23 protein-coding genes are annotated in these 22,432 nt (G+C 66.3%); 15 read left to right on the top strand and 8 right to left on the bottom strand.

What is annotated here, in order from left to right; translation table 11 throughout:
• Nucleotides 1-234: 234 nt before the first annotated feature.
• Nucleotides 235-1,575 (bottom strand): APC family permease, encoded by a 1,341-nt coding sequence (locus ACP26O_RS08675; RefSeq protein ID WP_175665242.1) that lies wholly within the window; start codon nt 1,573-1,575, stop codon nt 235-237.
• A gap of 129 nt (nt 1,576-1,704) precedes the next feature.
• The gene (locus ACP26O_RS08670; protein WP_175665250.1) at nt 1,705-2,550 is read right to left on the bottom strand and encodes a carbon-nitrogen hydrolase family protein; all 846 of its coding nucleotides are present in this window, start codon (nt 2,548-2,550) and stop codon (nt 1,705-1,707) included.
• 160 nt (nt 2,551-2,710) lie between these two features.
• On the opposite strand from ACP26O_RS08670, the gene ACP26O_RS08665 reads away from it, so the two are divergent.
• From ACP26O_RS08665 to ACP26O_RS08635, 7 genes are all read left to right on the top strand, one after another.
• Nucleotides 2,711-3,529: a response regulator transcription factor gene (locus ACP26O_RS08665; protein ID WP_175665241.1), complete on the top strand. Its 819-nt coding sequence runs from the start codon at nt 2,711-2,713 to the stop codon at nt 3,527-3,529.
• Nucleotides 3,530-3,942: 413 nt separating this feature from the next.
• Nucleotides 3,943-5,085, top strand: a complete 1,143-nt coding sequence (locus tag ACP26O_RS08660) for an acyl-CoA dehydrogenase family protein (RefSeq protein ID WP_175660828.1) — start codon at nt 3,943-3,945, stop codon at nt 5,083-5,085.
• A gap of 49 nt (nt 5,086-5,134) precedes the next feature.
• Nucleotides 5,135-6,037: an HpcH/HpaI aldolase/citrate lyase family protein gene (locus tag ACP26O_RS08655; RefSeq protein ID WP_175665240.1), complete on the top strand. Its 903-nt coding sequence runs from the start codon at nt 5,135-5,137 to the stop codon at nt 6,035-6,037.
• 8 nt (nt 6,038-6,045) lie between these two features.
• Nucleotides 6,046-6,699: a pyridoxine/pyridoxamine 5'-phosphate oxidase gene (locus ACP26O_RS08650; RefSeq protein ID WP_175701367.1), complete on the top strand. Its 654-nt coding sequence runs from the start codon at nt 6,046-6,048 to the stop codon at nt 6,697-6,699.
• A 47-nt stretch (nt 6,700-6,746) separates the two neighbouring features.
• Entirely contained in the window at nt 6,747-7,928 is a 1,182-nt protein-coding gene (gene metC, locus ACP26O_RS08645) for a cystathionine beta-lyase (protein ID WP_175665249.1), read from the top strand.
• Nucleotides 7,922-8,566 (top strand): glutathione S-transferase family protein, encoded by a 645-nt coding sequence (locus ACP26O_RS08640; protein ID WP_175660825.1) that lies wholly within the window; start codon nt 7,922-7,924, stop codon nt 8,564-8,566. The genes metC and ACP26O_RS08640 overlap by 7 nt, the downstream gene beginning before the upstream one ends.
• A gap of 21 nt (nt 8,567-8,587) precedes the next feature.
• The gene (locus ACP26O_RS08635; protein WP_175660824.1) at nt 8,588-9,376 is read left to right on the top strand and encodes a glutamine amidotransferase; all 789 of its coding nucleotides are present in this window, start codon (nt 8,588-8,590) and stop codon (nt 9,374-9,376) included.
• On the opposite strand, the gene ACP26O_RS08630 is transcribed toward ACP26O_RS08635, so the two are convergent.
• From ACP26O_RS08630 to ACP26O_RS08610, 5 genes are all read right to left on the bottom strand, one after another.
• Nucleotides 9,299-10,033 (bottom strand): autoinducer binding domain-containing protein, encoded by a 735-nt coding sequence (locus ACP26O_RS08630; RefSeq protein ID WP_175660823.1) that lies wholly within the window; start codon nt 10,031-10,033, stop codon nt 9,299-9,301. The genes ACP26O_RS08635 and ACP26O_RS08630 overlap by 78 nt on opposite strands.
• Before the next feature lie 85 nt (nt 10,034-10,118).
• The gene (locus tag ACP26O_RS08625; protein WP_175660822.1) at nt 10,119-10,550 is read right to left on the bottom strand and encodes a hypothetical protein; all 432 of its coding nucleotides are present in this window, start codon (nt 10,548-10,550) and stop codon (nt 10,119-10,121) included.
• Nucleotides 10,551-10,609: 59 nt separating this feature from the next.
• Nucleotides 10,610-12,148, bottom strand: a complete 1,539-nt coding sequence (locus tag ACP26O_RS08620; protein WP_175665238.1) for a DHA2 family efflux MFS transporter permease subunit — start codon at nt 12,146-12,148, stop codon at nt 10,610-10,612.
• A complete protein-coding gene (locus tag ACP26O_RS08615) occupies nt 12,145-13,506 on the bottom strand; it encodes an HlyD family efflux transporter periplasmic adaptor subunit (RefSeq protein WP_175665237.1) in 1,362 nt (453 codons plus the stop codon). Before ACP26O_RS08615 ends, ACP26O_RS08620 begins: the two co-directional genes overlap by 4 nt.
• Before the next feature lie 9 nt (nt 13,507-13,515).
• Complete coding sequence (locus ACP26O_RS08610; protein ID WP_175665236.1) at nt 13,516-15,015, bottom strand: efflux transporter outer membrane subunit; 1,500 nt, start codon at nt 15,013-15,015, stop codon at nt 13,516-13,518.
• A 103-nt stretch (nt 15,016-15,118) separates the two neighbouring features.
• On the opposite strand from ACP26O_RS08610, the gene ACP26O_RS08605 reads away from it, so the two are divergent.
• The 3 genes from ACP26O_RS08605 to ACP26O_RS08595 all read left to right on the top strand — a co-directional run bounded on the left by ACP26O_RS08605 (nt 15,119) and on the right by ACP26O_RS08595 (nt 18,332).
• Nucleotides 15,119-15,955 carry an AraC family transcriptional regulator gene (locus ACP26O_RS08605; protein ID WP_175665235.1) on the top strand — a complete coding sequence of 279 codons (837 nt, stop codon included), beginning with the start codon at nt 15,119-15,121 and terminating at the stop codon, nt 15,953-15,955.
• A 393-nt stretch (nt 15,956-16,348) separates the two neighbouring features.
• The gene (locus ACP26O_RS08600) at nt 16,349-16,759 is read left to right on the top strand and encodes an acyl-CoA thioesterase (protein WP_105834432.1); all 411 of its coding nucleotides are present in this window, start codon (nt 16,349-16,351) and stop codon (nt 16,757-16,759) included.
• 865 nt (nt 16,760-17,624) lie between these two features.
• The gene (locus ACP26O_RS08595; RefSeq protein ID WP_175665234.1) at nt 17,625-18,332 is read left to right on the top strand and encodes an SDR family NAD(P)-dependent oxidoreductase; all 708 of its coding nucleotides are present in this window, start codon (nt 17,625-17,627) and stop codon (nt 18,330-18,332) included.
• A gap of 54 nt (nt 18,333-18,386) precedes the next feature.
• Here ACP26O_RS08595 and ACP26O_RS08590 read toward each other — a convergent pair whose 3' ends face one another.
• Entirely contained in the window at nt 18,387-19,319 is a 933-nt protein-coding gene (locus ACP26O_RS08590) for a LysR family transcriptional regulator (protein ID WP_175665233.1), read from the bottom strand.
• Between the two features lie 264 nt (nt 19,320-19,583).
• Between ACP26O_RS08590 and ACP26O_RS08585 the strand changes: the two genes are divergently transcribed.
• The 5 genes from ACP26O_RS08585 (at nt 19,584) to ACP26O_RS08565 (ending at nt 22,403) form a co-directional block, all read left to right on the top strand.
• Nucleotides 19,584-20,048: a RidA family protein gene (locus ACP26O_RS08585; protein WP_175665232.1), complete on the top strand. Its 465-nt coding sequence runs from the start codon at nt 19,584-19,586 to the stop codon at nt 20,046-20,048.
• A 273-nt stretch (nt 20,049-20,321) separates the two neighbouring features.
• Nucleotides 20,322-20,741, top strand: a complete 420-nt coding sequence (locus ACP26O_RS08580) for an organic hydroperoxide resistance protein (protein WP_006754192.1) — start codon at nt 20,322-20,324, stop codon at nt 20,739-20,741.
• Nucleotides 20,742-20,807: 66 nt separating this feature from the next.
• Nucleotides 20,808-21,134 carry a DUF4148 domain-containing protein gene (locus tag ACP26O_RS08575; RefSeq protein WP_165751438.1) on the top strand — a complete coding sequence of 109 codons (327 nt, stop codon included), beginning with the start codon at nt 20,808-20,810 and terminating at the stop codon, nt 21,132-21,134.
• Between the two features lie 72 nt (nt 21,135-21,206).
• The gene (locus ACP26O_RS08570; RefSeq protein ID WP_175660813.1) at nt 21,207-21,536 is read left to right on the top strand and encodes a DUF4148 domain-containing protein; all 330 of its coding nucleotides are present in this window, start codon (nt 21,207-21,209) and stop codon (nt 21,534-21,536) included.
• Nucleotides 21,537-21,677: 141 nt separating this feature from the next.
• Nucleotides 21,678-22,403, top strand: coding sequence for a GNAT family N-acetyltransferase (locus tag ACP26O_RS08565; protein ID WP_175665231.1), 726 nt, complete (start codon nt 21,678-21,680; stop codon nt 22,401-22,403).
• Nucleotides 22,404-22,432: the final 29 nt, after the last annotated feature.

The following is a 22,432-nucleotide window of genomic DNA, read 5'->3' as shown; positions in this document are numbered from 1 at the left end:
TTCAATGATGGGGCCCTAAAATTGTTTGTAAGGCCCATGTCGCACCATGTCCAACCCGGATGAAAATCCGGGATTTTTCGCGCCGTGTAAAGCGACCGGCCGCCGGGTGTCCGGCGCCGGACGCTGCGATCGCTGCAACGGACCGAGCGCCGGATTGTGGATCCGAGCGCCGAAGGTTTGTGTGATACCCCCAGCCGCATTCGAATACCCGCTGCCCATCCGTCCGCGACCCGCTCAAATCGCAACTTCCGGCGGTGCCTGGCGGAACAGGCGCGTAATCCAGCACAGATACACCAGCCCCAGCACGAACCACGCGACGCCGAGCACGAGCGCAGCCTTCTCGAGGCTCACGAGCAGCCAGATATCGGAAACCGCGCCGATCGCGGGAAACACGAGTCCGCCGATCACGCCAATCCGGCGTTCGCCTGACTGCCCCCGCAGGTACAGGCGAATCACGCACAGATTGACCGCTGTAAAGGCAAGAAACGCGCCGAAGTTGATGAACGACGTGGACGTGGCGACATCCAGCTTCAGCGCGATCAACCCGACGCTGCCGGCCAGCACGATGTTGATCGCGGGCGTCTTGAAACGCGGATGGATGAACCCGAAGATCCGCTTCGGCAGGATTTCGTCGCGGCCCATCGCATAGAGCAACCGGCCGACACTCGCTTGCGCGGAGATGCCCGACGCGAACTGAGCGAGGATCAGGCCGGCGAGGAACACGGTGACGAACAGATCGCCGCCGATCATCTTCGCCACTTCGAACGCGGCCGAATCCGTATCCTTGAATTCGACTCCCGGATGCGCGAGCTGCATCGTGTACGCCGCGATCACGAAGATCGCTCCGCCGATCAGTGCGATCAGCAGGATCGCGCGCGGCATGTTCTTTTTCGGATCGATCGTCTCTTCAGTCAGCGTCGAGACCGCGTCGAAGCCGAGGTATGAATAGGCGGCAATCGCGGCGCCTGCCATCGTCGCGCCGAACGGCACGTGCGGCTTGAAGAGCGGCTGCGCCATGGCAATACCGCCCGCGCCTGCCGCAGCCGACGCATAGTGCACGCACAGCACGACGAACATCGCGACGACCGCCAGTTGCACGACCATCAGCACGATGTTGAACCGCGCGGCCAGATCGATGCCGACGATGTTCAGGCCGCTCGTCGACACGATGAATGCCACGATCCAGATCCAGGTCGGCACGTGCGGAAATGCCGCGTTCAGATATGCCGCGCCGATCAGCCAGATCACCATCGGCAGAAAGAAGTAATCGAGCAGCGTTGCCCAGCCGATCATGAAACCCAGATGCGGGTTGAACGTCTTGCGCGTGTACGTATAAGCCGAACCCGCGGCCGGATGGAGCCGCGCGAGCTTGCCGTAGCTGAGCGCGGTGAAGGCGATGGCGACCAGCGCGAGCAGATAGGCCAGCGCGGCCGTGTCGTCGCTGGCCTTGGCCAGCACGCCGTAAGTACCGTAGACGATCAGCGGTGCCATGTAGGCGAGCCCGAACAGCAGCACGGACGGCAGGCCGAGTGTGCGCTTCAGGCGTGCGGGTTCATGGGATGATGACGCTTGCATGTTGTCTCCTGGGCCTCGGCGGCCGATACGAATGGCTGTATGCCGACTGGCCGGCATTTCAATGGGACGGGCGAGCACGTGCAGGGCATCGTGCCCTGCCCCATGCGTCGAATGGACCGTGGATTCCGCCTATTCGGCGCGGTGACGGCGCGGTTCGATCATGACTACGCGGTTCCCGCCCGCCCGTTCGACGGGCGACAGACCGAGCGCCACACGGGCATCGTGCAGATAGTTGTAGTGCTCGCGACTCGCTTCGAGACGCGTCGGATCGACGCTCGTGGGCACGACCGCCTCGTCTCGGCCCAGCTCGATCACCGTGTCGCCAAAGGGATCGACGAGCGTGGAAAGGCCGGCGAACGTCAGGTTGTCGTCGCCGGAACCGCAGCGGTTCACCATGACCGCGAACATCTGGTTTTCCATCGCGCGCGCGGCGATCGCACGGCGATGCACCGGACCGAACGGGTCCATGTTGCCGTTCGTGACGATCAGCAGATCGGCATCGAGCGCACCGACGGCGCGTGCCGTTTCGGGGAATTCGATGTCGTAGCAGATCAGCAGGCTGACCGTCAGACCGTTCCAGCTGCAGGTCTCGAAGCGATCGCCCGGCGTGAAGACGCCGACATCCGACGCCCAAAGATGCGTCTTGCGATAGCGCAGCACGATATCGCCCTGCTCGTCGACGAGCACCGTGGTGTTGTAGAACTGCCCGCCGTCGCGCTCGGCGAGGCCCACGGCCACGGCAACGCCCTTTTGCCGCGCCGCGTCGCGTACCGCGGACAATGCCGGGCCATCGAGCGGCTGCGCGACGTCGGCGACCGTGTCCCGCGTCGGGAAGCCGGACAGCGTCGTTTCGGGGAACACGATCAGCCGGGTACCGCCTGCGCTGTCGACGTGTTCGATCGTATCGATCACCTTGCGCGTGTTGTGCGCGACGTCGCCGTCGACGAGCGTCAGTTGCGCGAGTTCCACCTGCATGAAGTCATCTCCTTCCAATCGCCTTTCAGTTGCACGTCTGATGCCACGCGCGCCGAGCAAAGCGCCGCATGGTCTGCTGCGTGACGAAGTGAGGCTGATTATCGGGTTATTATTTTTGACCTGAAATTCCCCGCCAGGGTTACCCTCACCGGAGGACACGATGGACTTCGAATGGCGAGATCTCGCTTTTCACCGGGAGATTGGTTCGGCCATCGATGCCCTCGATGGCCCGCATTTCTGGGCGCGCCTCACGCGGGTGCTCGAACGGCACGTCGCTTTCGACAACTGGGTCGCGCTGTGTTTCGCGCGCGACGCCGCCCCGCTCGTGCTCGCCGAACAGGCGATGCCCGACGGCAAGATCGACCTGATGTTTCAGGACTATCTGGCCGCGCTCTATCAGCTCGATCCGTTCTATCTCGCCGCGTTCGAAACGCAGGCGCCCGGCTTCTATACCCTTGCCGACGTCGCGCCGGACAACTTCCGGATGACCGAGTACTACGAGCGGTACTTCAAGAAGAATATCGTCGGCGACGAAGTGCATTTCAACGTCGTGATCGATCGTGATCACACGCTCGGCTTCTCGCTCGGCAAGACAAGCAAGTACGACGAGCGCGAGATGGCACTGCTCACGCTGTACACGCCGTGGGTACTGTCGCTGATGCAGCAGCGCTTGCGGTTCGAAACGTTCGCGGTCAAAGGCGCGTCGCGCCCGGCGGAAATCGATGCGCCCGATCCGCATGCGCGCTTCGGCATGCTGACGGGAAAGAACGGGCGCGGCGCATTGACGACGCGCGAAATCGAAGTCGCGATGCTGTCGTTGAGCGGATTCTCGTCACGCGCGATCGGGGAGAAGCTGTCGATCTCGTTTGAGACCGTGCGTGCGCATAAAAAGCACATCTACGCGAAGCTCGGCGTCGGATCGCAATCCGAGCTGTTTGCCATGTTCTACGATCGGGCGCGAACGGACGAGCGCGGGTGATGTCCGTCGTGGCGGTCGGGGACGGGCGATACGTGTGAACCGGGGCCGGTGATCGTCAACCCCCTGCTGCTCCGTTACTACAGAATGGCCGGCATTCAGATCCGGGCGGTGGTTTGTCTCCGGCGCTGCCCCGAGATTGGCGAACCGCGTAAGTCTGGCTGACCGCACCAGCGCGGATCGTCGCGGTCGCCGCCACTGTCCGTCGGCGGCCGACGAGAATTCACCAGATCGACGCAGACCGTCACGGGTGTTATCGCCGGATCTGCGGTCCTGCGAATCCCACGCGGGCCGACAGTCGTTGGCCCCGAAACTACCACTACTGCCAGTACCTCCGCTGTCCGTGCCCACTTAATCTTGTCGGCATCGCAGGCGCGCCATCGAAGGCTGCGCCGACTCGATCGGAGACAAGACAGATGCCATTCGACTGGACGCAGGAACAGCACGCGACGCTCGCGCGCTTTCGCGAAATCGGCGCGGAAATCGCAGCCGCCGCGGATCGCGACGGCCACGCGCCCGCCGGATTCGACGATGCCGGGTGGGCACGACTCGGACAGGAAGGACTGTGGGACATGATCGTGCCGGAAACGTACGGCGGCGACGGCCATGGCTGGTGGCACTTTTCCGCTGCGCTCGAGGGGCTCGCATCGGCGGTCCGCCGCCCGGCGCTGCTGTTGTCGGTGATCGCGCAGGCCGGCATGGTCCGCGCGCTCGAACGATACGGCAGCGCTAGGCAGCAGGACCGCTATTTCGGCGCAATCCTGCGTGGCGAGCTGAGTGCGACTGCGATTGCCGAGTCGGGCACCGGCACCGACGTGCGCAGCATCGCGACGAAGCTGGTCGAGCACGGTAACGGCTATCGGCTGGCCGGCAGCAAATTCAATATCGCGCATGCGCCGCTCGCGCGCTTCGTCCTGGTCGTCACGCGCATCGAAACGCAGGACCGGCGCAATACCGCGCTCGTGATCGTCGATCACGACCAGCCGGGCATGACCATCGCCGCGCCCGACCGCAAGCTCGGCCTGGACGACCTGCCGACCGGCGCGCTGCATTTCGACGACTGCCCGATTGCGCGCGACCAGCTGCTCGGCGACCCCGGTGCGGGGCTCGGCAACCTGATCGACATCATTTCGCTCGGCCGCCTCTACTACGGCCTCGTCGCCGCACAGGTGACGGTGCCGTATCTGCGCGACGCGATCGGCTACTGCCGCAACCGGCGCAGCTTCGACAGCACGATCGATGCTCACCAGTACGTGCAACGGCGTCTCGTCGACCTGCAGATTGGTATCGAACGCGGTACGTGGCTCGCGCGCGGCGCCCTCGCGCAATTGCTGACGAATCACCCGCAAGCGCTGATGACGTGCTCGATCGCGAAGCTGGTCGGCGCACAGGATCTCGTCGACGGCGCGCTCGGCCTCGTGCGGTTGTACGGCAGCCTCGGCTATCAGGCCGGGCCGGTGGCGGCTTTTGCATCGGATGCGCTGGGTTTCATGAGCGTCGGCGGAACCGAGGAAATGCACCGCAAGAACATCTTCAACCAGATGATGCGTGCCGGCTGAACGCCCGCGTCATCGATATGCGCACCACGCGCGTTACAGGAAATCCAGCATGACATCGACGAACCGACGCCCTTCCCGCTTGCGCCGCTCCTGGCTATTCCTCGCCGGTGCGGATCACGACGCGCTCGTTGCCGGTGCCGCGAGCGGCGCAGACGTCCTGATCCAGGAGCTCGAAACCTTCACGCCGCCCGAGCGCCGTCCGGCCGCGCGCGAGCTCAGCGAACGCATGCTGGCCGGCTGGCGCGACGCCGGCGTGCTGGCGGCCGTGCGCGTGAATCCGCTCGATGCGGGCGGAATCGATGACTTGCGTGCCGCGATGCGCGGCCGCCCGGACATCGTGATGATGTCCTACGTTGCGACACCCGAGCAGGCCGCCGCGCTCGACGAAGCGGTGACGCGTTTCGAGCACGAATATGAGATCGCGCCCGGCTCGACTGAACTGGTGCCGAACGTCGAGACGACGCTCGGTCTCGTGAACACGATGGCGATCGCCCGTTCGAGCCCGCGCGTGTCGGCCGTACTCGTCGCGACCGAGGACATGGTGGCCGACATGAGTGCCGAACGCACGCGCGCGGGCCGCGAGCTCGACTACGTTCGCTCGCGCTTTCGCGTCGAGTGTGCGGCGGTCGGCGTCACCGCGATCGACTGCCCGTACAGTTATGCCGACAACGAGGGCGCGGAACGCGACATGCATGTATCGCGCGGCCTCGGTTACCAGGCGAAAGCGATCGTCAACGCGCAGTTCGTGCCGGTCGTCAATCGTGTGCTCACGCCGACGTCCGACGAAGTCGCCCTCGCCCGCCGCGTGATCGACGCGTTCGATACCGCTCGGCGCGAATCCGGCGGGCGCCGCGTTGCAGCGGCCGTCGTCGACGGCTTTCTCGCGGAAGTTCCCGACTATCTCGCCGCGCATCGGCTGATTGCCCGCGCAACGCAATTCGGTATCGCATGAGCCACGCCATGGACACGATCGCAATGCGTCTGAAGGCGCTGAAAACACTCGCACATGCCGCGCCCCATGTTGCCCCGCACGACTGGCCCGACACGCCGCATGCGCAATTCGAGCGCTGGCTCGGCGAGGCCGTGACGGCAGGCGCGCTTGAACCGCAGGTGATGACGCTGTCGACGGTCCGCCCAGACGGGCGGCCCGATGCGCGCGCTGTCGTCCTGCTGAACGTCGATGTGCGCGGCTGGCATTTCGCGGCGAATGCACGCAGTCCCAAGGGGCGTCAACTCGAACACCGGCCGTACGCCGCGCTGACGTTCTACTGGCCGGCGATCGCCAGTCAGGTCCGGCTCAGCGGCCCGGTCGAGCGGCTACCGGCCGCGGCCGGCCGAGCCGATTTCGCAAGCCGCCCGGAACGCTCGCGCGCGAGCATTCTGGCCGGCCGGCAAAGCGAACGGCTCGATGATCCGGCCGACCTCACGCGCGCAATCGATGCGCAGCTGGCGCGGCTGGCCGCCGATCCGGATCTGGCATCGGACGACTGGCACCTGTACGCGCTCGCGCCGGACGAAGCTGAATTCTGGCGTGCCGACAGTGTGCGGCGTTTTGCGCGGCAGGCGTACCGCCGCGCCGGCCAGCGCTGGGACCGGTGCGCGCTATGGCCTTGACGCCTGCCGAACGCCGATCGCAGCCGTGCGACGATCTGTACGGCGGGATGCACGACGACACGCAACTCGTGCATGCGGGCCGCGACAGCGCGGCATGGCACGGCTTCGTGAACCCGCCCGTCTACCACGCGTCGACCGTGCTCAGCCCGACCGTGTCGGATCTGCTGAACCGCACGCAACCATACATCTACGGCCGGCGCGGCACGCCGACTACGGAAGCGCTCGAGCAGGCGATAACGAGTCTCGAAGGTGGCGCCGGTACGGTGCTGTGTCCGTCCGGGTTGTCCGCGTGCACCCTCGCGCTGCTATCGTGTCTGAAACCGGGAGACCACCTGCTGATGACCGCATCGGTGTATGGTCCGGTGCGCCACGCATGCGAAGGCGTGCTCGCGCGGCTCGGCGTCGAGACGAGCTGGTACGACGCCGATACGCCCGTTGCAGCCGCATTCCGGCCGAACACGCGCGCGGTGTATGTCGAAGTTCCGGGATCCTACACGTTCGACATGCACGATGTGCGTGCGCTCGTCCGGCTCGCGCACGCGCACGGCGCACTGGTCATCGCGGACAACAGCTGGGCGACGCCGCTGTTCTTCCGGCCGCATGCACTCGGTATCGATCTGTCGATCCAGGCCGGCACGAAGTATCTGGTCGGGCATTCCGACGCGATGCTCGGCGTCGTCTCGGCGAACGAGCGCGCGTGGTCCGCGTTGAAGCAATTGCATGGCGATCTCGGGCTATGTGTCGGCCCGGACGACGTCTATCTCGCGCTGCGCGGCTTGCGCACGCTCGGTGTGCGGTTGCGGCAGCACCACCGCAACGCGCTCGCGGTCGCGACCTGGCTGACGACACGCGCGCAAGTGCAGCGCGTACTGTATCCCGCGTTGCCCGGCGATGACGGACACGCACTGTGGCGCCGCGATTTCCGCGGCGCGTCCGGGCTGTTCTCGATCGTGCTGCAGCCCGCACCGCGGCAGGCGGTCGACGCGTTTCTCGATCACTTGACGCTGTTCGGGCTCGGCTACTCGTGGGGCGGCTACGAGAGCCTCGCACTGCCCTTCGAGCTGGATGCGCATCGTCTTGCGCAGCGCTGGCCACCGGGCAGCCGCGGTGTGCGGCTGCATATCGGACTCGAGGATGCGGACGACCTGATCGCCGATCTGGCCGCCGGCCTCGACCGCTACGCTGCATTCGCGCGCACCGGTAGCTGCGAGGATGCCGCGCGATGCTGACCGTCTGGGGGCGCCGCACGTCGTTCAACGTGCAGAAGGTGCTATGGCTCGTCGGCGAGCTGCGACTGCCGTACCGGCACATCCCGGCCGGCGGCGAATACGGTTCGCTGCAGACGCCCGCATTCGCGGCGCTGAATCCTGCCTGCCGGATTCCGGTGATCGACTGGGACGGCGACGTCGTGTGGGAATCGCACACGATCCTGCGTTATCTCGCCGCGCGCGTGCCGAACAATCCGTTCTGGTGCCGCGACACGTTCGCCCGTTCGCGCGCGGAGCGCTGGATGGACTGGTCGCAGACCGCGCTCGAACCCGATGTGATGACCGGGCTGTTCTGGGCGTTGATCCGAACGCCGTCGGCGCAACGCGACGATGCGATCGTGCGGGACAAAACCGCACGCTGCGCCATGCATTACCGGCTGCTCGACCGGTTGCTGTCGACGCAGCCGTTTCTCGGTGGCGCGACGCCGGGCCTGGCCGACATTCCGGCCGGTGCGACGCTGTTCCGCTATTTCTCGCTCGACGTCGAGCGGCCGCCGTTGCCGCATGTCGAGGCCTGGTACGCTCGCCTGTGCCGTCGATCCGCCTATCGCGAACACGTGATGGTGTCGTTCGACGCGCTGCGCGGCCAGCCGGGTTGATCCTCCATCCGTCCACACAAGATGACGCACTCCACACTTCGCCCGATCCTGATCGTGCTGCATCGCGAACAATCGAGCCCCGGCCGGATCGGGCGCTTGCTGGCCGCACGTGGTCATCCGCTCGACATTCGCCGTCCGCCGCTCGGCGATCCGTTGCCGGCGACGCTCGCCGGGCATGCCGGTGCCGTGGTGTTCGGCGGGCCGATGAGCGCCAACGACGACGATCTGTGGATTCGCGACGAGATCGACTGGATCGGCGTGCCGCTGCGCGAACGCGCGCCGTTTCTCGGTGTGTGCCTCGGCGCGCAGATGATGATTCGCCATCTGGGTGGCCGCGTGAGCGCGCATCGGGACGGGCGCGCGGAAATCGGCTATTGGCCGATTGCCGCGACACCCGCCGGGCGGCGGCTCGGTTCATGGCCGTCGCATGTCTATCAATGGCATCGCGAGGGCTTCGAACGTGTCGCGGGGCTCGAGGTCCTCGCGACCGGCGAGCATTTCGAGAACCAGGCGGTTCGCTACGGACCGTGCGCATATGGCGTCCAGTTTCATCCGGAAGTGAGCTATCCGATGATGCGTCGCTGGAGCACGGCCGCCGCACACAAGCTGTCGGCACCCGGCGCGCAGGATCTCGCGACGCAGAATCGCGAGGGTCGGCGGCACGATCGCGCGACGGCAGCGTGGCTCAGCGCGTTTCTGGACCGCTGGGTCGCTGGTGAGCCCGCTGCGGCACTAGCCGGGCACCGTCACGTCGGAGATGCTGATCAGCCCCCACTCGACCGCGCGCAGCACGGCTTCGTGTCGACGTGACACGTTGAACTTGCGACGGATGTTCATGAAGTGGAAATTGATGCACGACTCGGTCACATTCAGGATGTGGCCGATCTCCCACGAGGTCTTGCCGGCCGCATGCCATCGCAGGCATTCGACTTCCCGTCGGCTGAGCCGCGGCACGCTGTCGGGCGGGGCATGGCAGGGCGTGCCGGCAATCGCTTCGCACGCGACGTCGCGCAGCAGCGTCAGCACCGCCAGATGGCGGTTACAGCGCGCACGCGTCGTGGTGATGTCGTCCACGCTCGCGCACGACAGCATGCCGACCTCCCCTTTCGCGCCGCGGGCCGGCAGCACGACCCCCGTGCGCATGCCGTACGCGGACGCCGCTTCGTAACACCGCCGCTGCTCAGGCAGCGCGAACAGCTCGCCGTCCCATACGAGCGGCAGCGCCGAACGAAAGCAATGCCGCAGCATCGGGTCGACGCGGTCGAACTGGCGCTGTCGGTACAGTGCCGTCCAGCCGGGCACGCCGCTGCTCCATTTACGCGCGAGATCGAACGATGCGCCGGCAAACGGCAAGACGATCAGCACGACCTTGTCGAACCCCATTCCGGCGGCCGCGTCGGTCATCCGCTGCCATGACGCGTCCGTGTCGCCGGGTACCAACCAATTCAGACATTCCAGTCCATTCATACAAGCCACCCCGTTTATTCGTTGGAATCTGCATTCAGGCGGACTTGCGCAACCGGTTCGAGGCGTTGCGCGCGCACGGCCCGCGCTAGACCGCACCAGTCAGGCGTCGCCGGCCTGCCTGCCTTGCATCGTCGAGCGAAGCCGCCACGTCGAACGGAACACCGAATGCCTTTTCGATTCCAGCCCCGTTTGCGACGGCCGCGTCGCGTTCCTTCGGGTCCGGTTCGACGGTGATCAGCGCACGGCAGACCGCGGCGAGCGCGGCACGGTTCTCCTTGAGCCACTTGCCGCGTTGCTTGCGATCGTCGTGCGCTTCGTCCGGGCGGGCCGGCGGAAAGATCATGACAAACGGCTCGCCGTGCCGCAGCAGCACATCCATGTCGTCGAGCCAGCGCTGCGCATAGCCGTCGGAAGCGATCGCGTCGTTGCGTACGACGACGAGCGGAAAGTCGGTGACATCGAATACGGCGAGCGTCGCCAGTGCGGACGACATCTTTCCAGCGTGTTGGGTATGCATCAGGTCGATCTCCTTCGAGTTGAACAGCATGGGTCGAAACGGGCCGCGCGGCGCCCGTTTCATCGTTTCGCGCCGGCACCGGGGCCGAACGGCGGGCGGGCGAGCCATACCACCGCCATCACGGCGAGATAGACGCAGCCGAGCGCGAATGAAACGTCGTTGAACGAAATCTGATAGGCCTGCGCGTCGACCAGATTGCCCAGTAGCGTGGCGGCCCGTTGCGGGTCGCCACCGCCGAGCCGCGCGACCTCGGCGCGCACGGCCGGATCGAACGCGCTCACGTGCTCGCTGAGTTGCGCGTGGTGCACGACGGCGCGCCGATCCCACAGGAACGACGTGATCGACACCGCGAAGCTCGCGCCGAGCGTGCGCAGGAAGGTCGACAGGCCGGAGCCTGCGGCGATCTCGTCGGGTTTCAGGTCGGACAGCAGGATGCTGTTGATCGGCATGATGAACAGCGCGAGGCCGAGCCCCTGCAGCAGCTGGATCAGCGCGATGTGCGTGAAGTCGACGTCGGGCACGAACCCTGCGCGCAGGAACGACGACGCACCGAGGATCGCGAATGCGCAGCACACGAGCACGCGCATGTTGAAGCGCGGCGCGTACTTGCCCATGAACGGCGCCGTCAGCACCGGAATCACGCCCATCGGCGCGACGGCAAGCCCGGCCCAGAACGCCGTGTAGCCGAGCGTGCGCTGCAGCCATTGCGGGACGATCACGTTGACCGCGAAGAACGCCGAGTATGCGAGCACGAGCGTCAGCGTGCCTGCCGCGAAGTTGCGATGGGCGAAGAGCCGCAGATTCACGATCGGATTCGGCTCGTTGAGTTCCCAGATCAGGAACAGCGCGATGCCGAATGCGGCGACCACCGACATCACGACGATGAACGTCGAGTTGAACCAGTCGGCCTCGTTGCCCTTGTCGAGCACGATCTGCAGCGCGCCGACGCCGACCACGAGCGCGGCGAGGCCGACATAGTCGACGCGCGCGGCGACGGTCGTTTCGACGCGCGCACGCATCTGCGCGAAGACGCAGAGCGCGGCGAACACGCCGATCGGCAGATTGATCAGGAACGCCCAGCGCCACGAGTAATGCTCGGTGATCCAGCCGCCGAACACGGGGCCCGCGATCGGCGCGACGACGGTAACCATCGCGATCATCGACAGCGCGAAGCCGCGTCGCTGCGGCGGGTAGATCGACAGCATCAACGCTTGCGTGGTGGGGATCATCGGCCCGGCTACCAGGCCCTGCAGCGCGCGAAACGCGACGAGCTGCGGCAGGTTTTGCGCGAGGCCGCACAGCAGCGACGCGAACGTGAAGGCGAGCGTGGCCCACACGAACAGCCGGACCTGCCCGACGCGCTTGACGAGAAACCCGGTCAGCGGCAGCGCGATTGCATTGCTGACCGAGAACGTGGTGACGACCCATGCGCTCTGCGTCGTGCTCACGCCGAAATTGCCGGCGATCGTCGGCAGCGATACGTTCGCGACGGTGCCGTCGAGCACCTGCATGAAGACCGCGAGCGCGAGACCGAACGTCGTCAGCGCGACGCTCGGTGGGCGAAAGCCGCCATCGGCGGCCGGCATCGGCCCGCTCATCGCACACGCTCCGCGCGCGCCGTCGCCGGCAGGTTTGCATGCAGGACATCGGCGATCAGTCCGTCGGCGCGCGCGAGCTCCTCACGGTATACATCGGTGCGGAACACGGGATCTCGCTGCGCGCGTTGCGACAGCATTGCGCCGCTGCGATCGTGCTGATCGACGCTTGCGTGCATCGACAGGCCAATGCGCAGCGGATGCGCGTCGAGCTGTGCCGGGTCCGTCAATTCGATGCGAACCGGCAGCCGCTGCACGATCTTGATCCAGTTGCCGGTCGCATTCTGGGCGGGCAGCAGCGAGAATGCGCTGCCGGTGCCGACCCCGAGGCTCTGCACGCGGCCGCTGTAACGGACGTTGCTGCCGTACAGGTCGGCCGTCAGTTCGACAGGCTGGCCGATCCGCATATGGTCGAGCTGCTTCTCGGTGAAATTGGCATCGACCCACAACTCGCGCAACGGCACGACCGCGAGCAGCGGCACACCCGGCGACACGCGCTGGCCGACCTGTACCGTGCGCTTCGCGACATAGCCGGTAACGGGGGCGACGATATCGGTGCGAGTGCGCGCCAGGTAGGCGGCACGCAGGCGTGACGCCGCGGCCTGAACGTCGGGATGAGAGGCGACGGCGGTGTCGTCGACCAGCGCCTTGCTCGTCTGATGCTGTTCGCTCAACGTGGCGAGCGCACTTTGTGCGGCCGCATACGCGCTTTGCGCGGATGTCAATGTATCGCGTGCATGAGCGAGCTCCTCGTGCGAAATCGCGCCGGAGCGGCCGAGATCCTCGCGGCGCCGGTAGTCGGCCTTCGCCTTGTCGAGCGCGGTGCGGCGCGCGGCGAGTTCGGCGCGCGCGCCGTCAATGCTGTTCGCGAGCCCGCGCTCGTTGCTGTACAGGCCGCGCACCTTCCGCACCGTTGCCGCGAGATCGGCCTGTGCGGCCGCGAGCGTGACCTGCGCGTCGCTCGGGTCGAGGCGCACGAGCGGCGTGCCTGCATGCACGAGGTCGCCGTCGTCCGCGTCGATCGACACGACGGTGCCCGTCACCTGCGGCGTCAGCTCGACGACGTTGCCTTGCGCGTAGGCGTTGTCGGTCGTTTCGTACCATCGGCCGACGAGCGCATACCAGGCGCCCCACCCGGCAATGCCGAACGCGAACACGGCGACGAGCGCGCGCACCAGATGCTTGCGTCGCGCGGGCGGTGCCGCGGGTACCGTCCCGCCCGCTCCCGGTTGCGCGCGGGGAGCGGCGTCGGCCGGCGAGCGCGATCCGCCCGGGTGATCGCCGACGGGATGCTGGCGCGCGCTGGCCGGATCGGCGGCCGCGGGTCGAGGAGGAGTCTGCAGGGTGTTGTCGCTGCTCATGGTTCGATCTCAGGGACGGTGGGAAGGCGTGACGGCGAGTGCGACGTCGTCGGGTTCGGCGCGGAAGCCGCCGCCCAGTGCCGCGACGAGCTGCAGCGATTGATCCGCGCGCTGGGCGCGCAGCGCGGCGACTTCGCGGCTCGCGACCAGTAGCTGCTGGCGCACGACGAGCGCATCGAGGTAGCTGCCGACTCCGGCCCGGTAGCGCGCGTCCGCGAGTCGCCACGCGTCGGTGGCGGAATCGAGCGCACGCTGCTGCGCGTCGGCCTGCATGGCGAGCGAATCAAGCCGGTGCAGATCGTCGGCCACTTCGCCGATCGCACCGATCAGCGTCTTGTTGTAGCCGGCGACCGCCAGGTCGTATTGCGCGTCGCGCTTGCGCAGCACGCTGCGCCGCTCGCCGCCGTCGAAGATCGGCAGGCTCACGGCCGGACCGATGTTGTAGGTGCGCGACGCGGCCTGGAACAGCGATGCGCCGCCGCGCGTCGCGAGCCCGATCAGCGCGGTCAGGCTCACGTTGGGCAGGAAGTCCGCGCGGGCGGCGACGACGTTGCGGCTCGCCGCCTCGACCCGCCAGCGCGCGGCGACGATATCGGCGCGCCGGCCGAGCAACGTGGCGGGCAGATCGGCCGGCACCGCGAGCGCCGCGATCGGCAATGGCGCGGGACGCGCGAGCGCAAGGCCGCGGTCGGGGCCCGCGCCGAGCAGGATCGCGAGGGCGATGCGCGCGCTGCCGATCGCCTGAGCCGCGCGTGCCTGCTCGCGCGCCGCGGCCGCGACCTCGCTTTCCGCCTGGCGCTGTTGCGCGACGTTGTCGATGCCTTTGGTTACACGCTGACGCGTCAGTGTCAGCGCTTCGTCGGCACGCTCGTATTCGGCACGCGCGACGTCCTGCTGATCGAACGCATACGCAAGGTTCACGTATGCGCGTGCGACGTTGACGGACAGCATGATGCGTGCGGCCCGCGCGTCGACCCGCGCGGCACGCGCTTCGCCGAGCGCGGCTTCCCATGCGGCACGGCGGCCGCCCCACAGATCGAGATCCCAACTGAAGCCGAGATTCATCTCGCGCGTGTGGCTGAAGAAACCGCCGCCTTCGCCGGTCGAGAACTGCGTGCCGGATGGGCGCTCGCCCTTCGCGCTCGCGCGGCCGACGACGTGCGGCACACGCGCGGCCTGCGCCTCGATCACCAGGGCTTGCGCTTCACGTGCGCGCGCATCGGCGGTGGCGAGATCGGGATTGCCGGCGAGCGCCTCGTCGATCAGCGCGTTCAGCTGCGGATCGTGCAGCGCACGCCACCAGTCGGCGGCCGGCCAGTCGGCAGTCGATGCGTGCGCGAGGCTGCGCGTCGCAGCGAACGACTCGGCGCCGCGCAGCGTGCCGGCCGGCGTGAGCCCGTCGCGGCTCGCGCACGCACCGAGCATCGCGAGCGCTGCCGCGATCGCCATTCGCGACACGACGCGCCGCGCGGCCGCAACGTCCGTCCAGGGAGCAAGTGCTGCATGCATCGCATTCCTCTGCTTCGTTTCGGTTTGAACACGACATGCATTGTTGGACGCCCAGGGACAAAGCTGATAATGTTGTTTAGACAAAAAATAATGAATTCCGGCCATGCCCATCCGTGAAGCTTCTCCGTCGCGCGCCGTGCAGCGCGCCGACGCCGATCCGAGTGAACGCGAGGACGGTCCGTCGCTGATCGCCGTGTGGGGTGAGGACGACGGCAGCAACGCGTATCAACTCGGCACGCGCGAAGTCGACTGGCACAGTCATTTGCGCGGTCAGGTGTTCTGCGTGGAGAGCGGGTTCGCGCACGTGCGCACGCCGCACGGCTCATGGCTGCTGCCACCGCATCGCGCAGGCTGGATTCCGCCGGGAGAGCAGCACAAGGTCAGCATCAGCGGTGCGTTGAGCGGCTGGAGCGTCGTGATCGCACCGGCCGCGAGTCGGCGGATGCCGGACCGCCCCTGCGTGATTGCGATTACTGAGCTGATGCGCGCGCTCGTGCGGCGTGCCGTGTCCTGGGCCGACCAGGACAGGCTCGATACCGAGCAGGCGCGCATGAGCATCGTGCTGCTCGACGAGATGCGCCGCGCGCCGCATGAACCGCTCCATTTGCCGATGCCGCACGATCGCCGGCTGCTGCGGATCGCCAATGCGATCCTCGGCCAGCCGCACGACAGCCGCACGCTCGACGCGTGGGCCGAATGGGCCGGGTTGTCCGCCCGCACGCTGAGCCGGCTGTTCGTCGCCGAGACCGGCACGAGCTTCGCGCAATGGCGACAGCAGGCGCGGCTCACGCACGCGCTCGAACGTCTCGCGAACGGCGACAGCGTCGCCAATATCGCGGATGCGCTCGGCTATGCGACGCCGAGCAATTTCATCGCGATGTTTCGCCGTGCATTCGGCGATTCGCCCGCGCATTACTTCGCGAAGCGCAAACAGCCCTAGCAGCACTGGCGCGACGCAGCCCGGCGCGCTTCCCTACCCCCTGTCAGTCGTGCGCGAGCATCGGTGTGGCTATAGTCGCCGTGTCGCCGGCGATCGGTCGCTCGATGCGTTTTCTGGAAGGGGCCGGCGTCGAATGCCGTCGGATCGTACAACCCGCCGGATCGTCTCCGAGCAGCATCTTGTCGCCCGCTGCAAGCCCGCCGGGCTATTCAGGATAGGGGCCGAGCATGAAAAGTTCGTCGCCGCCTGTTACGACGGGCCCTCCGACATCGCTGCCGTGCGCTATCCGTTCTGATAGTGGCGCTCCGATAGGCGTTCGATTAATTTTTCGGGTACCTGACTGTAAAGCAGGTTCGAATATATAAATCAACCCAGCCATTCCGGAGAGACATCATGACCAAGCGACATTACGAAACGCCGATTCACGTGAAGTATCGCGATACGGATTCGATGGGGCACGTGAGCAGTCCTGTCTATTACGACTATCTGCAGCATTCTTACCTCTGTTATATGTTCGATCTGCTCGGCCTGCCGCGCAGCGAGAAACTGCCGCACATCATGGTGAAGACGCAGTGCGAATACCTCGCGCCTGCGCAGTTCGGCGACAACCTGACGATTCGGTCGAGCATCGTGCGCTTCGGCAGCAAGAGCTTCGACCTCGAACATCTGATGGAGCGCGATGACCGGACTATCGTTGCGCGCGGCGCGTCGACGCACGTGATGTTCGATTACGCGAGCAATACGACGCTGGCCGTTCCGGACGACTTCAAGGCGCGCGTGCTCGAATTCCAGGGTTCGCTGTAACGCGCGCAGGCCGCGGCGTGAGCCGCATGTGAATGCGGCGGTGACGCGCGCACGGCGTCGGATCGATGCGATCGTCATCGTGCGCCTGCGGGACGCGGGCGTCGCCGTTTCGTTCGATGCGGCGACGCTTGCTCACGACGCGTCGTTGGCCGAGCGGTGCGCTGGTCGGCGGCCTCGCCCTGCGCCTTTGGCGACCACGGCCGTCCCGCGACGGTACGTCCGTTCGTACGCCGCAGACCATCGCGGCCAATGCGGTCGAGCACATCGCGGCCGGCAATCCGGACGCGCGACCCACTCTATCGGGAATGCGCGCATGCGACCGTCGATACCACCGCTCACGACATCGCGCGTGCGACGGCAAACGTATTGACGGTGCTGCATGCGTGGTGAGCGCGCCGGATTGACTGCGTGCTTCGCTTCTTCCACGCCCCCAGCGACCGGAACCCCCGTCAGACGCATTCTGGAACGAGCGAGTTCGTGCTTTTAATCGAGCTATTGTGATAAGAAAAGTTATCCAGATAGAATTGGTAAATTCGCGAAGTGCCTGCCGTGTTACGAACAAACCAGCGCCCGGCGCTCGCAGCATTTGACCGCGCAAACCCCGCATTCGAGACGATTCGACGCGCGTCCTTGCCCGATTGCCCGCTCGTTGACGATCACGTCGACCCACCTCCGCCAACACCACCGCCGCACCGATCGCCGCTGCAGGCGCCCCCACCCTCCCCGCATTTGTTCCCGCGACGCAAGACTGTTGCTCCACGGTGGGTGTTCGAACTCCGGCCCGACACGCCTAGAGTCTGGTCCATCGGATTCATCGATCCGGTCGGCACTGAAGCCAAAAACCAGTCACCTGTCGAGGCATATCATGAGCACATCCAAAGTCATCATCGTCACCGGCGCATCGCAAGGCATCGGTGCTGAAACGGTCAACGCATTCCGCGCCCACGGCCATCGGGTGGTCGCGACGTCCCGTTCGATCGGGCCGTCGGACGATCCCGATCTCGTCACCGTCGCTGGCGACATCGGCGATCCGGCGGTCGCGCGGCGCGTGGTCGACACCGCAATCGAGCGCTTCGGGCAGGTCGACACGCTCGTCAACAACGCGGGCGTGTTCATCGCGAAGCCGTTCACGCAATACACGGCGGACGACTATGCGGCCATCACCCGCGTGAACCTGGACGGCTTCTTCCACGTCACGCAGCGCGCGATCGCGGCGATGCAGCGGCACGGCGGCGGCCACGTGGTCAGCATCACGACGAGCCTCGTCGACCACGCGAACAGCAACGTGCCGTCGGTACTCGCATCGCTGACGAAAGGCGGGCTCAATGCGGCGACGAAGTCGCTCGCGATCGAGTATGCGAAGGCCGGCATCCGCGTGAACGCGGTGTCGCCCGGCATCATCAACTCGCCGATGCATGCGCCCGACACGCATGCAACGCTCGCATCGCTGCATCCGGTCGGCCGGATGGGCGAGATGAGCGACATCGTCGGCGCGATTCTGTATCTCGATTCGGCGCCGTTCGTCACCGGCGAGATCCTGCATGTGGACGGCGGCCAGAGCGCCGGGCACTGAGCGGCAAGGTAGTGAGAACGGCCGGCGCGGATGGCGCGCACCGGCCGAACGCGGCTAGCGCTTCCGTTTGTCGGGCGCCTGCTCGAGATGTTCGACGAGAAAGTCGACGAAGACGCGCACGCGTGACGACAGATAGCGCGCATGCGGATACAGCAGCATGAACGGCCGCGACCGCCCGCCCTGACCGGACAGCACCTCCGCGAGCGTGCCCTCCCGCAGATCCCGTTCGACGATGAAGCGGTAGGTCTGGAACAGGCCCGCACCACTGCGCGCCAGCGTGACGCCTGCGAGGACATCGCCCGACGTGCCGTAACCGCTGGTCGTCGCGATTTCAATTTCTGCCGCGCCGTCGTTGAACAGCCAAGGAATCGGCCGCCCGCTGCTCGGGAGCTCGAACTGGATGCATTCGTGCGCGTGCAGATCGTCGACGGCGCGCGGCACGCCGGCGCGCTTCAGGTAGCCGGGCGTCGCGACGACGACAAGTTCAGCGTCCTCCAGCTTGCGCGCGACCAGGCTCGAATCCGCCGGCGCACGGCCGCGGATCGCAAGGTCGAAACCCTCTTCGGCGAAGTCGATGTTGCGGTTGCTCAGGTGCGTTTCGACGCGGACGTCCGGGTAGCGCTCGCGAAACGCGGGCAGCAGCGGCAGCACCCGATAGTGTCCGTACGGCGTCGGCATGCTGATGCGCAGCACGCCCGCCGGCGTTGCCTGCTGGCCCGTTGCCTCGCGCTCCGCGTCGACGAGCTGAGACAGCGCGTCACGGCATTGCTCGAAGTAGCGCCGTCCGGAATCGGTCAGGCGGATTTGCCGAGTGGTCCGGACGAACAGGCGTACGCCGAGACGCTCCTCGAGCCGCGCGACCGACCGGCTGACGGCGGCCGGCGTGACGCTCGCGGCCGTCGCGGCGAGCGTGAAGCTGCCGAGTTCGGCTGCCAGGCAGAACAGCTCGATGCTGCCGAGCAGGAGGTCGTCGAATTTTCGTTGCATGAAGCGGCTCCAGCGGTGTCCGGTGCTTGCGTCGCGGGACGTCGAAGCAACGAGTGTGCATGAATCCCCGGCGGCAAACCAGCGAACCGGAGAACACGGCGGGCGGCACCGGGCCGCTTTGCCGGCACGCGTTCGCGCCGTTCGATGCCGCGCGCGATTCGTTACATCGTGTGCCAAATCAATTGCGCGAACGATATTTACCGGCGCCGACCGCCTCACTAGAGTGACTGACAGACCCGTCAATCATCCCCGAAGGAGAACGCGATGACGATCGAACAGAAACTGGCCGGACTCGGCTTTTCGCTACCCGAACCGCCGCAACCGCTCGGCAGCTATACGCCCGTCAGCGAAGCCGGCAACCTGTTGTTCGTGTCCGGGCAACTGCCACTCGTCGACGGCAAGGTGGCCTATACGGGCCGCGTCGGCGAACAATTGAGCGTCGATGACGGTCGGCACGCGGCGCAGCTCGCGGCGCTGAATGTGCTCGCGCAAATCGGCAAGCACCTCGGCGGGTTCGACCGACTGCATCACATCGTGCGGGTCGAGGGCCACGTCGCGTCGGCCGACGGCTTCTACGGCCAGCCGGCCGTGATCGACGGTGCCTCCGACCTGTTCGCCGCGGTGCTGGGCGACAAGGCCGGACACGCTCGCTCGGCCTTTTCCCAGCGCCAGTTGCCTGCCGACGCTGCCGTGATCCTGGTCGTGATCGCCGAAATCCGTCCGGCGTAACGGGGTTTCCGCTGCCGAGACTGCGGCCATTCCGACAGGCGTCTGCCCCGCCCGCCGTAAAATTTCCCCTGACGCATCGCCTTTTCAATATAAGGGATTGATCGCCGAAAAGCCTTGCCCCGCAAGGCCCGAAACGATTCAGATACATTGAAATACAAAATATCGCACGCGATTTAATCGAATCCGCTTGACGTGAGTCGGCGCCTCGACGAAACTGCATCGCATGCGATCGAATCGCATCTGAAAAAACCTTCAAACCTGACGGAGTGAATGATGAGCAAGATCGAAAAAGTGCTGTACACGGGCAAGACGCACACGACTTCCGGCGGCCGCGACGGCGCGGCGCGCAGTTCCGACGGCCGCCTGGACATCCAGCTGTCGTCGCCGGGCAGCGCCGGCACCGGCACCAACCCGGAACAACTGTTCGCGGCCGGCTGGTCGGCCTGCTTCATCGGCGCGATGCAGCTTGCGGCGCGCGCGGCGAAGGTGACGCTGCCGGCCGATCTCGCGGTGGACACCGAAGTGGACCTCGGCATGGGCGGCAACGCGTACTTTCTGCAGGCCCGCCTGAACGTGAGCGTGCCGGGGCTCGATCGCGACGTCGTGCAGCACATCGTCGATACCGCACATCAGACCTGCCCTTATTCGAAGGCGACGCGCGGCAACATCGATGTCGAAATCCGCATCGTCTGAGCATTGCATCGGGCGGCCAGACGCCGCCCTCACGAATCTCCCACCCTATTCTTGTCGAGGTAAATGATGAAAACCCAACTGATCGCTGCCCTTCTCGTTGCCGTGTCCGCCGCCGTTGCCGCCCCGGCCTTTGCCAGTGAAGCCGTCGTGACGCGTGCACAAGTGCGTGCCGAACTCGTCCAGTTGCAGCAGGCCGGCTATGCGCCGGGCCGCGCGAACGATCCGCACTATCCGGACGACCTGCAGGCCGCGCTGACGCGTATCCACGCGAACGACGCCGTCGCGGCCGATACGGCGACGTCCGGTTATGGCAGCGACGCCGCAGCCGTCACGCAGTCGGGCAGCCGTGCCGTCACGCGTGTCGCCGAACGTTCGATCTACTTCGGCCATTGAACGAAACCGCGACCGGCATCGCATGCCGGCGTGCCCGGACAACCCTGAATACGCTCTTTTCCATCGAGGTGAATGATGAAGACTCAACTGATTGCAGCCCTGCTCGTCGCCGTGTCGGCTTCCGTTGCCGCACCGGTTTTCGCCGCCGAAACCACCGTGACGCGCGCGCAGGTGCGGGCGGAGCTGGCCGCGCTCCAGCAGGCCGGCTATCTGCCGAATCGTCCGAACGATCCGAACTATCCGGACAACCTGCAGGCCGCGCTGAAGCGGGTTCGCGACAACGGCGCGACGGCGGCCGACACGCAGGCAGCCGGTTATGGCAGCAACGCTGACGGCGCGACGCAGTCCGGCGGTCGCAGCACGATTCGCATGGCCGAGCGCTCGATCTATTTCGGTCATTGAACGTCACGACGAAATCGGCGATACCGCCCGCCAAATAAAGCGCATGCGATGTAATCGCGTGCGCTTTTTGTTTGCCTGCAACCTGCGTGACCGATCGCGTCTATGCTGTGCGGCGGACAGCGTTCAATCAAGGAGCACGCGATGCGGGAAGCAACGGCGGGACACGAAGAAGGCGGATCGCACCCGCTCGACAACGCCGTTTGGCATGCGCTCGCCGGCGAGCAGCACCGTTTTGCGCTCGGCGATGTGCGTGCGCGGCGGTTTCCGCCGGCGCTCGCGCCGTTTGCCGGCATGGCCGATCGCAGCCCGGCCGCGTTCGACGCGTTGCGCGGACTGATCGACGCATACGGGCCGGCGGCACTGTTCTCGCCGGACGAGATTCCGACGCCGGTCGGTCTTTCAGTGGTCCGGCGCGCGACGCTGCATCAGATGATCTGGCAGGGAACGCTCGACGACGCCGATCCTTCGGAGCATGTGCCGCTGACCGAAGCCGACGTGCCGGAGATGCTCGCGCTGATCGCGGCGACGGAACCCGGCCCGTTCGGCCCGCGCACGATCGAATTCGGCGGCTATATCGGTGTGCGTAGGCAGGGCCGGCTCGTCGCTATGACAGGTCAGCGGCTCCGAGCCGGCGGCCATGCGGAGATCAGCGCCGTGTGCGTGGATCCGGCGTTTCGGGGCCAGGGGCTCGCTGCCGGACTGATCCGGTCATTGATCGCGACCATCCGTGCGCGGGCGGAAACGCCGTTTCTGCACGTGCTCACGTCGAATCACGTCGCGATCGAGCGCTATCGGGCACTCGGCTTCGTGACGCGCCGCGATATGCATTTGCTGGTGCTGGAGCGTGCGCAGACCCGGACGGGTTAGCAGGAAAGGAGCCGGCCTTGCCTGGTTGC

Origin of the sequence: Burkholderia sp. R-40 (assembly GCF_049942845.1) — a bacterium.
GTDB classification, from domain to species: Bacteria; Pseudomonadota; Gammaproteobacteria; order Burkholderiales; family Burkholderiaceae; genus Burkholderia; species Burkholderia ambifaria.
Note: the sequence above shows the minus strand (reverse complement) of the source record. Positions and strands in the feature narration are given on the sequence as shown.

Excerpts from the sequence above, each read along its gene's own strand:
- ACP26O_RS08675 (WP_175665242.1), bottom strand. The coding sequence starts at position 1,575 with ATGCAAGCGTCATCATCCCATGAACCCGCACGCCTGAAGCGCACACTC.
- ACP26O_RS08670 (WP_175665250.1), bottom strand. The coding sequence starts at position 2,550 with ATGCAGGTGGAACTCGCGCAACTGACGCTCGTCGACGGCGACGTCGCG.
- ACP26O_RS08665 (WP_175665241.1), top strand. The coding sequence starts at position 2,711 with ATGGACTTCGAATGGCGAGATCTCGCTTTTCACCGGGAGATTGGTTCG.
- ACP26O_RS08660 (WP_175660828.1), top strand. The coding sequence starts at position 3,943 with ATGCCATTCGACTGGACGCAGGAACAGCACGCGACGCTCGCGCGCTTT.
- ACP26O_RS08655 (WP_175665240.1), top strand. The coding sequence starts at position 5,135 with ATGACATCGACGAACCGACGCCCTTCCCGCTTGCGCCGCTCCTGGCTA.
- ACP26O_RS08650 (WP_175701367.1), top strand. The coding sequence starts at position 6,046 with ATGGACACGATCGCAATGCGTCTGAAGGCGCTGAAAACACTCGCACAT.
- metC (WP_175665249.1), top strand. The coding sequence starts at position 6,747 with ATGCACGACGACACGCAACTCGTGCATGCGGGCCGCGACAGCGCGGCA.
- ACP26O_RS08640 (WP_175660825.1), top strand. The coding sequence starts at position 7,922 with ATGCTGACCGTCTGGGGGCGCCGCACGTCGTTCAACGTGCAGAAGGTG.
- ACP26O_RS08635 (WP_175660824.1), top strand. The coding sequence starts at position 8,588 with ATGACGCACTCCACACTTCGCCCGATCCTGATCGTGCTGCATCGCGAA.
- ACP26O_RS08630 (WP_175660823.1), bottom strand. The coding sequence starts at position 10,033 with ATGAATGGACTGGAATGTCTGAATTGGTTGGTACCCGGCGACACGGAC.
- ACP26O_RS08625 (WP_175660822.1), bottom strand. The coding sequence starts at position 10,550 with ATGCATACCCAACACGCTGGAAAGATGTCGTCCGCACTGGCGACGCTC.
- ACP26O_RS08620 (WP_175665238.1), bottom strand. The coding sequence starts at position 12,148 with ATGAGCGGGCCGATGCCGGCCGCCGATGGCGGCTTTCGCCCACCGAGC.
- ACP26O_RS08615 (WP_175665237.1), bottom strand. The coding sequence starts at position 13,506 with ATGAGCAGCGACAACACCCTGCAGACTCCTCCTCGACCCGCGGCCGCC.
- ACP26O_RS08610 (WP_175665236.1), bottom strand. The coding sequence starts at position 15,015 with ATGCATGCAGCACTTGCTCCCTGGACGGACGTTGCGGCCGCGCGGCGC.
- ACP26O_RS08605 (WP_175665235.1), top strand. The coding sequence starts at position 15,119 with ATGCCCATCCGTGAAGCTTCTCCGTCGCGCGCCGTGCAGCGCGCCGAC.
- ACP26O_RS08600 (WP_105834432.1), top strand. The coding sequence starts at position 16,349 with ATGACCAAGCGACATTACGAAACGCCGATTCACGTGAAGTATCGCGAT.
- ACP26O_RS08595 (WP_175665234.1), top strand. The coding sequence starts at position 17,625 with ATGAGCACATCCAAAGTCATCATCGTCACCGGCGCATCGCAAGGCATC.
- ACP26O_RS08590 (WP_175665233.1), bottom strand. The coding sequence starts at position 19,319 with ATGCAACGAAAATTCGACGACCTCCTGCTCGGCAGCATCGAGCTGTTC.
- ACP26O_RS08585 (WP_175665232.1), top strand. The coding sequence starts at position 19,584 with ATGACGATCGAACAGAAACTGGCCGGACTCGGCTTTTCGCTACCCGAA.
- ACP26O_RS08580 (WP_006754192.1), top strand. The coding sequence starts at position 20,322 with ATGAGCAAGATCGAAAAAGTGCTGTACACGGGCAAGACGCACACGACT.
- ACP26O_RS08575 (WP_165751438.1), top strand. The coding sequence starts at position 20,808 with ATGAAAACCCAACTGATCGCTGCCCTTCTCGTTGCCGTGTCCGCCGCC.
- ACP26O_RS08570 (WP_175660813.1), top strand. The coding sequence starts at position 21,207 with ATGATGAAGACTCAACTGATTGCAGCCCTGCTCGTCGCCGTGTCGGCT.
- ACP26O_RS08565 (WP_175665231.1), top strand. The coding sequence starts at position 21,678 with ATGCGGGAAGCAACGGCGGGACACGAAGAAGGCGGATCGCACCCGCTC.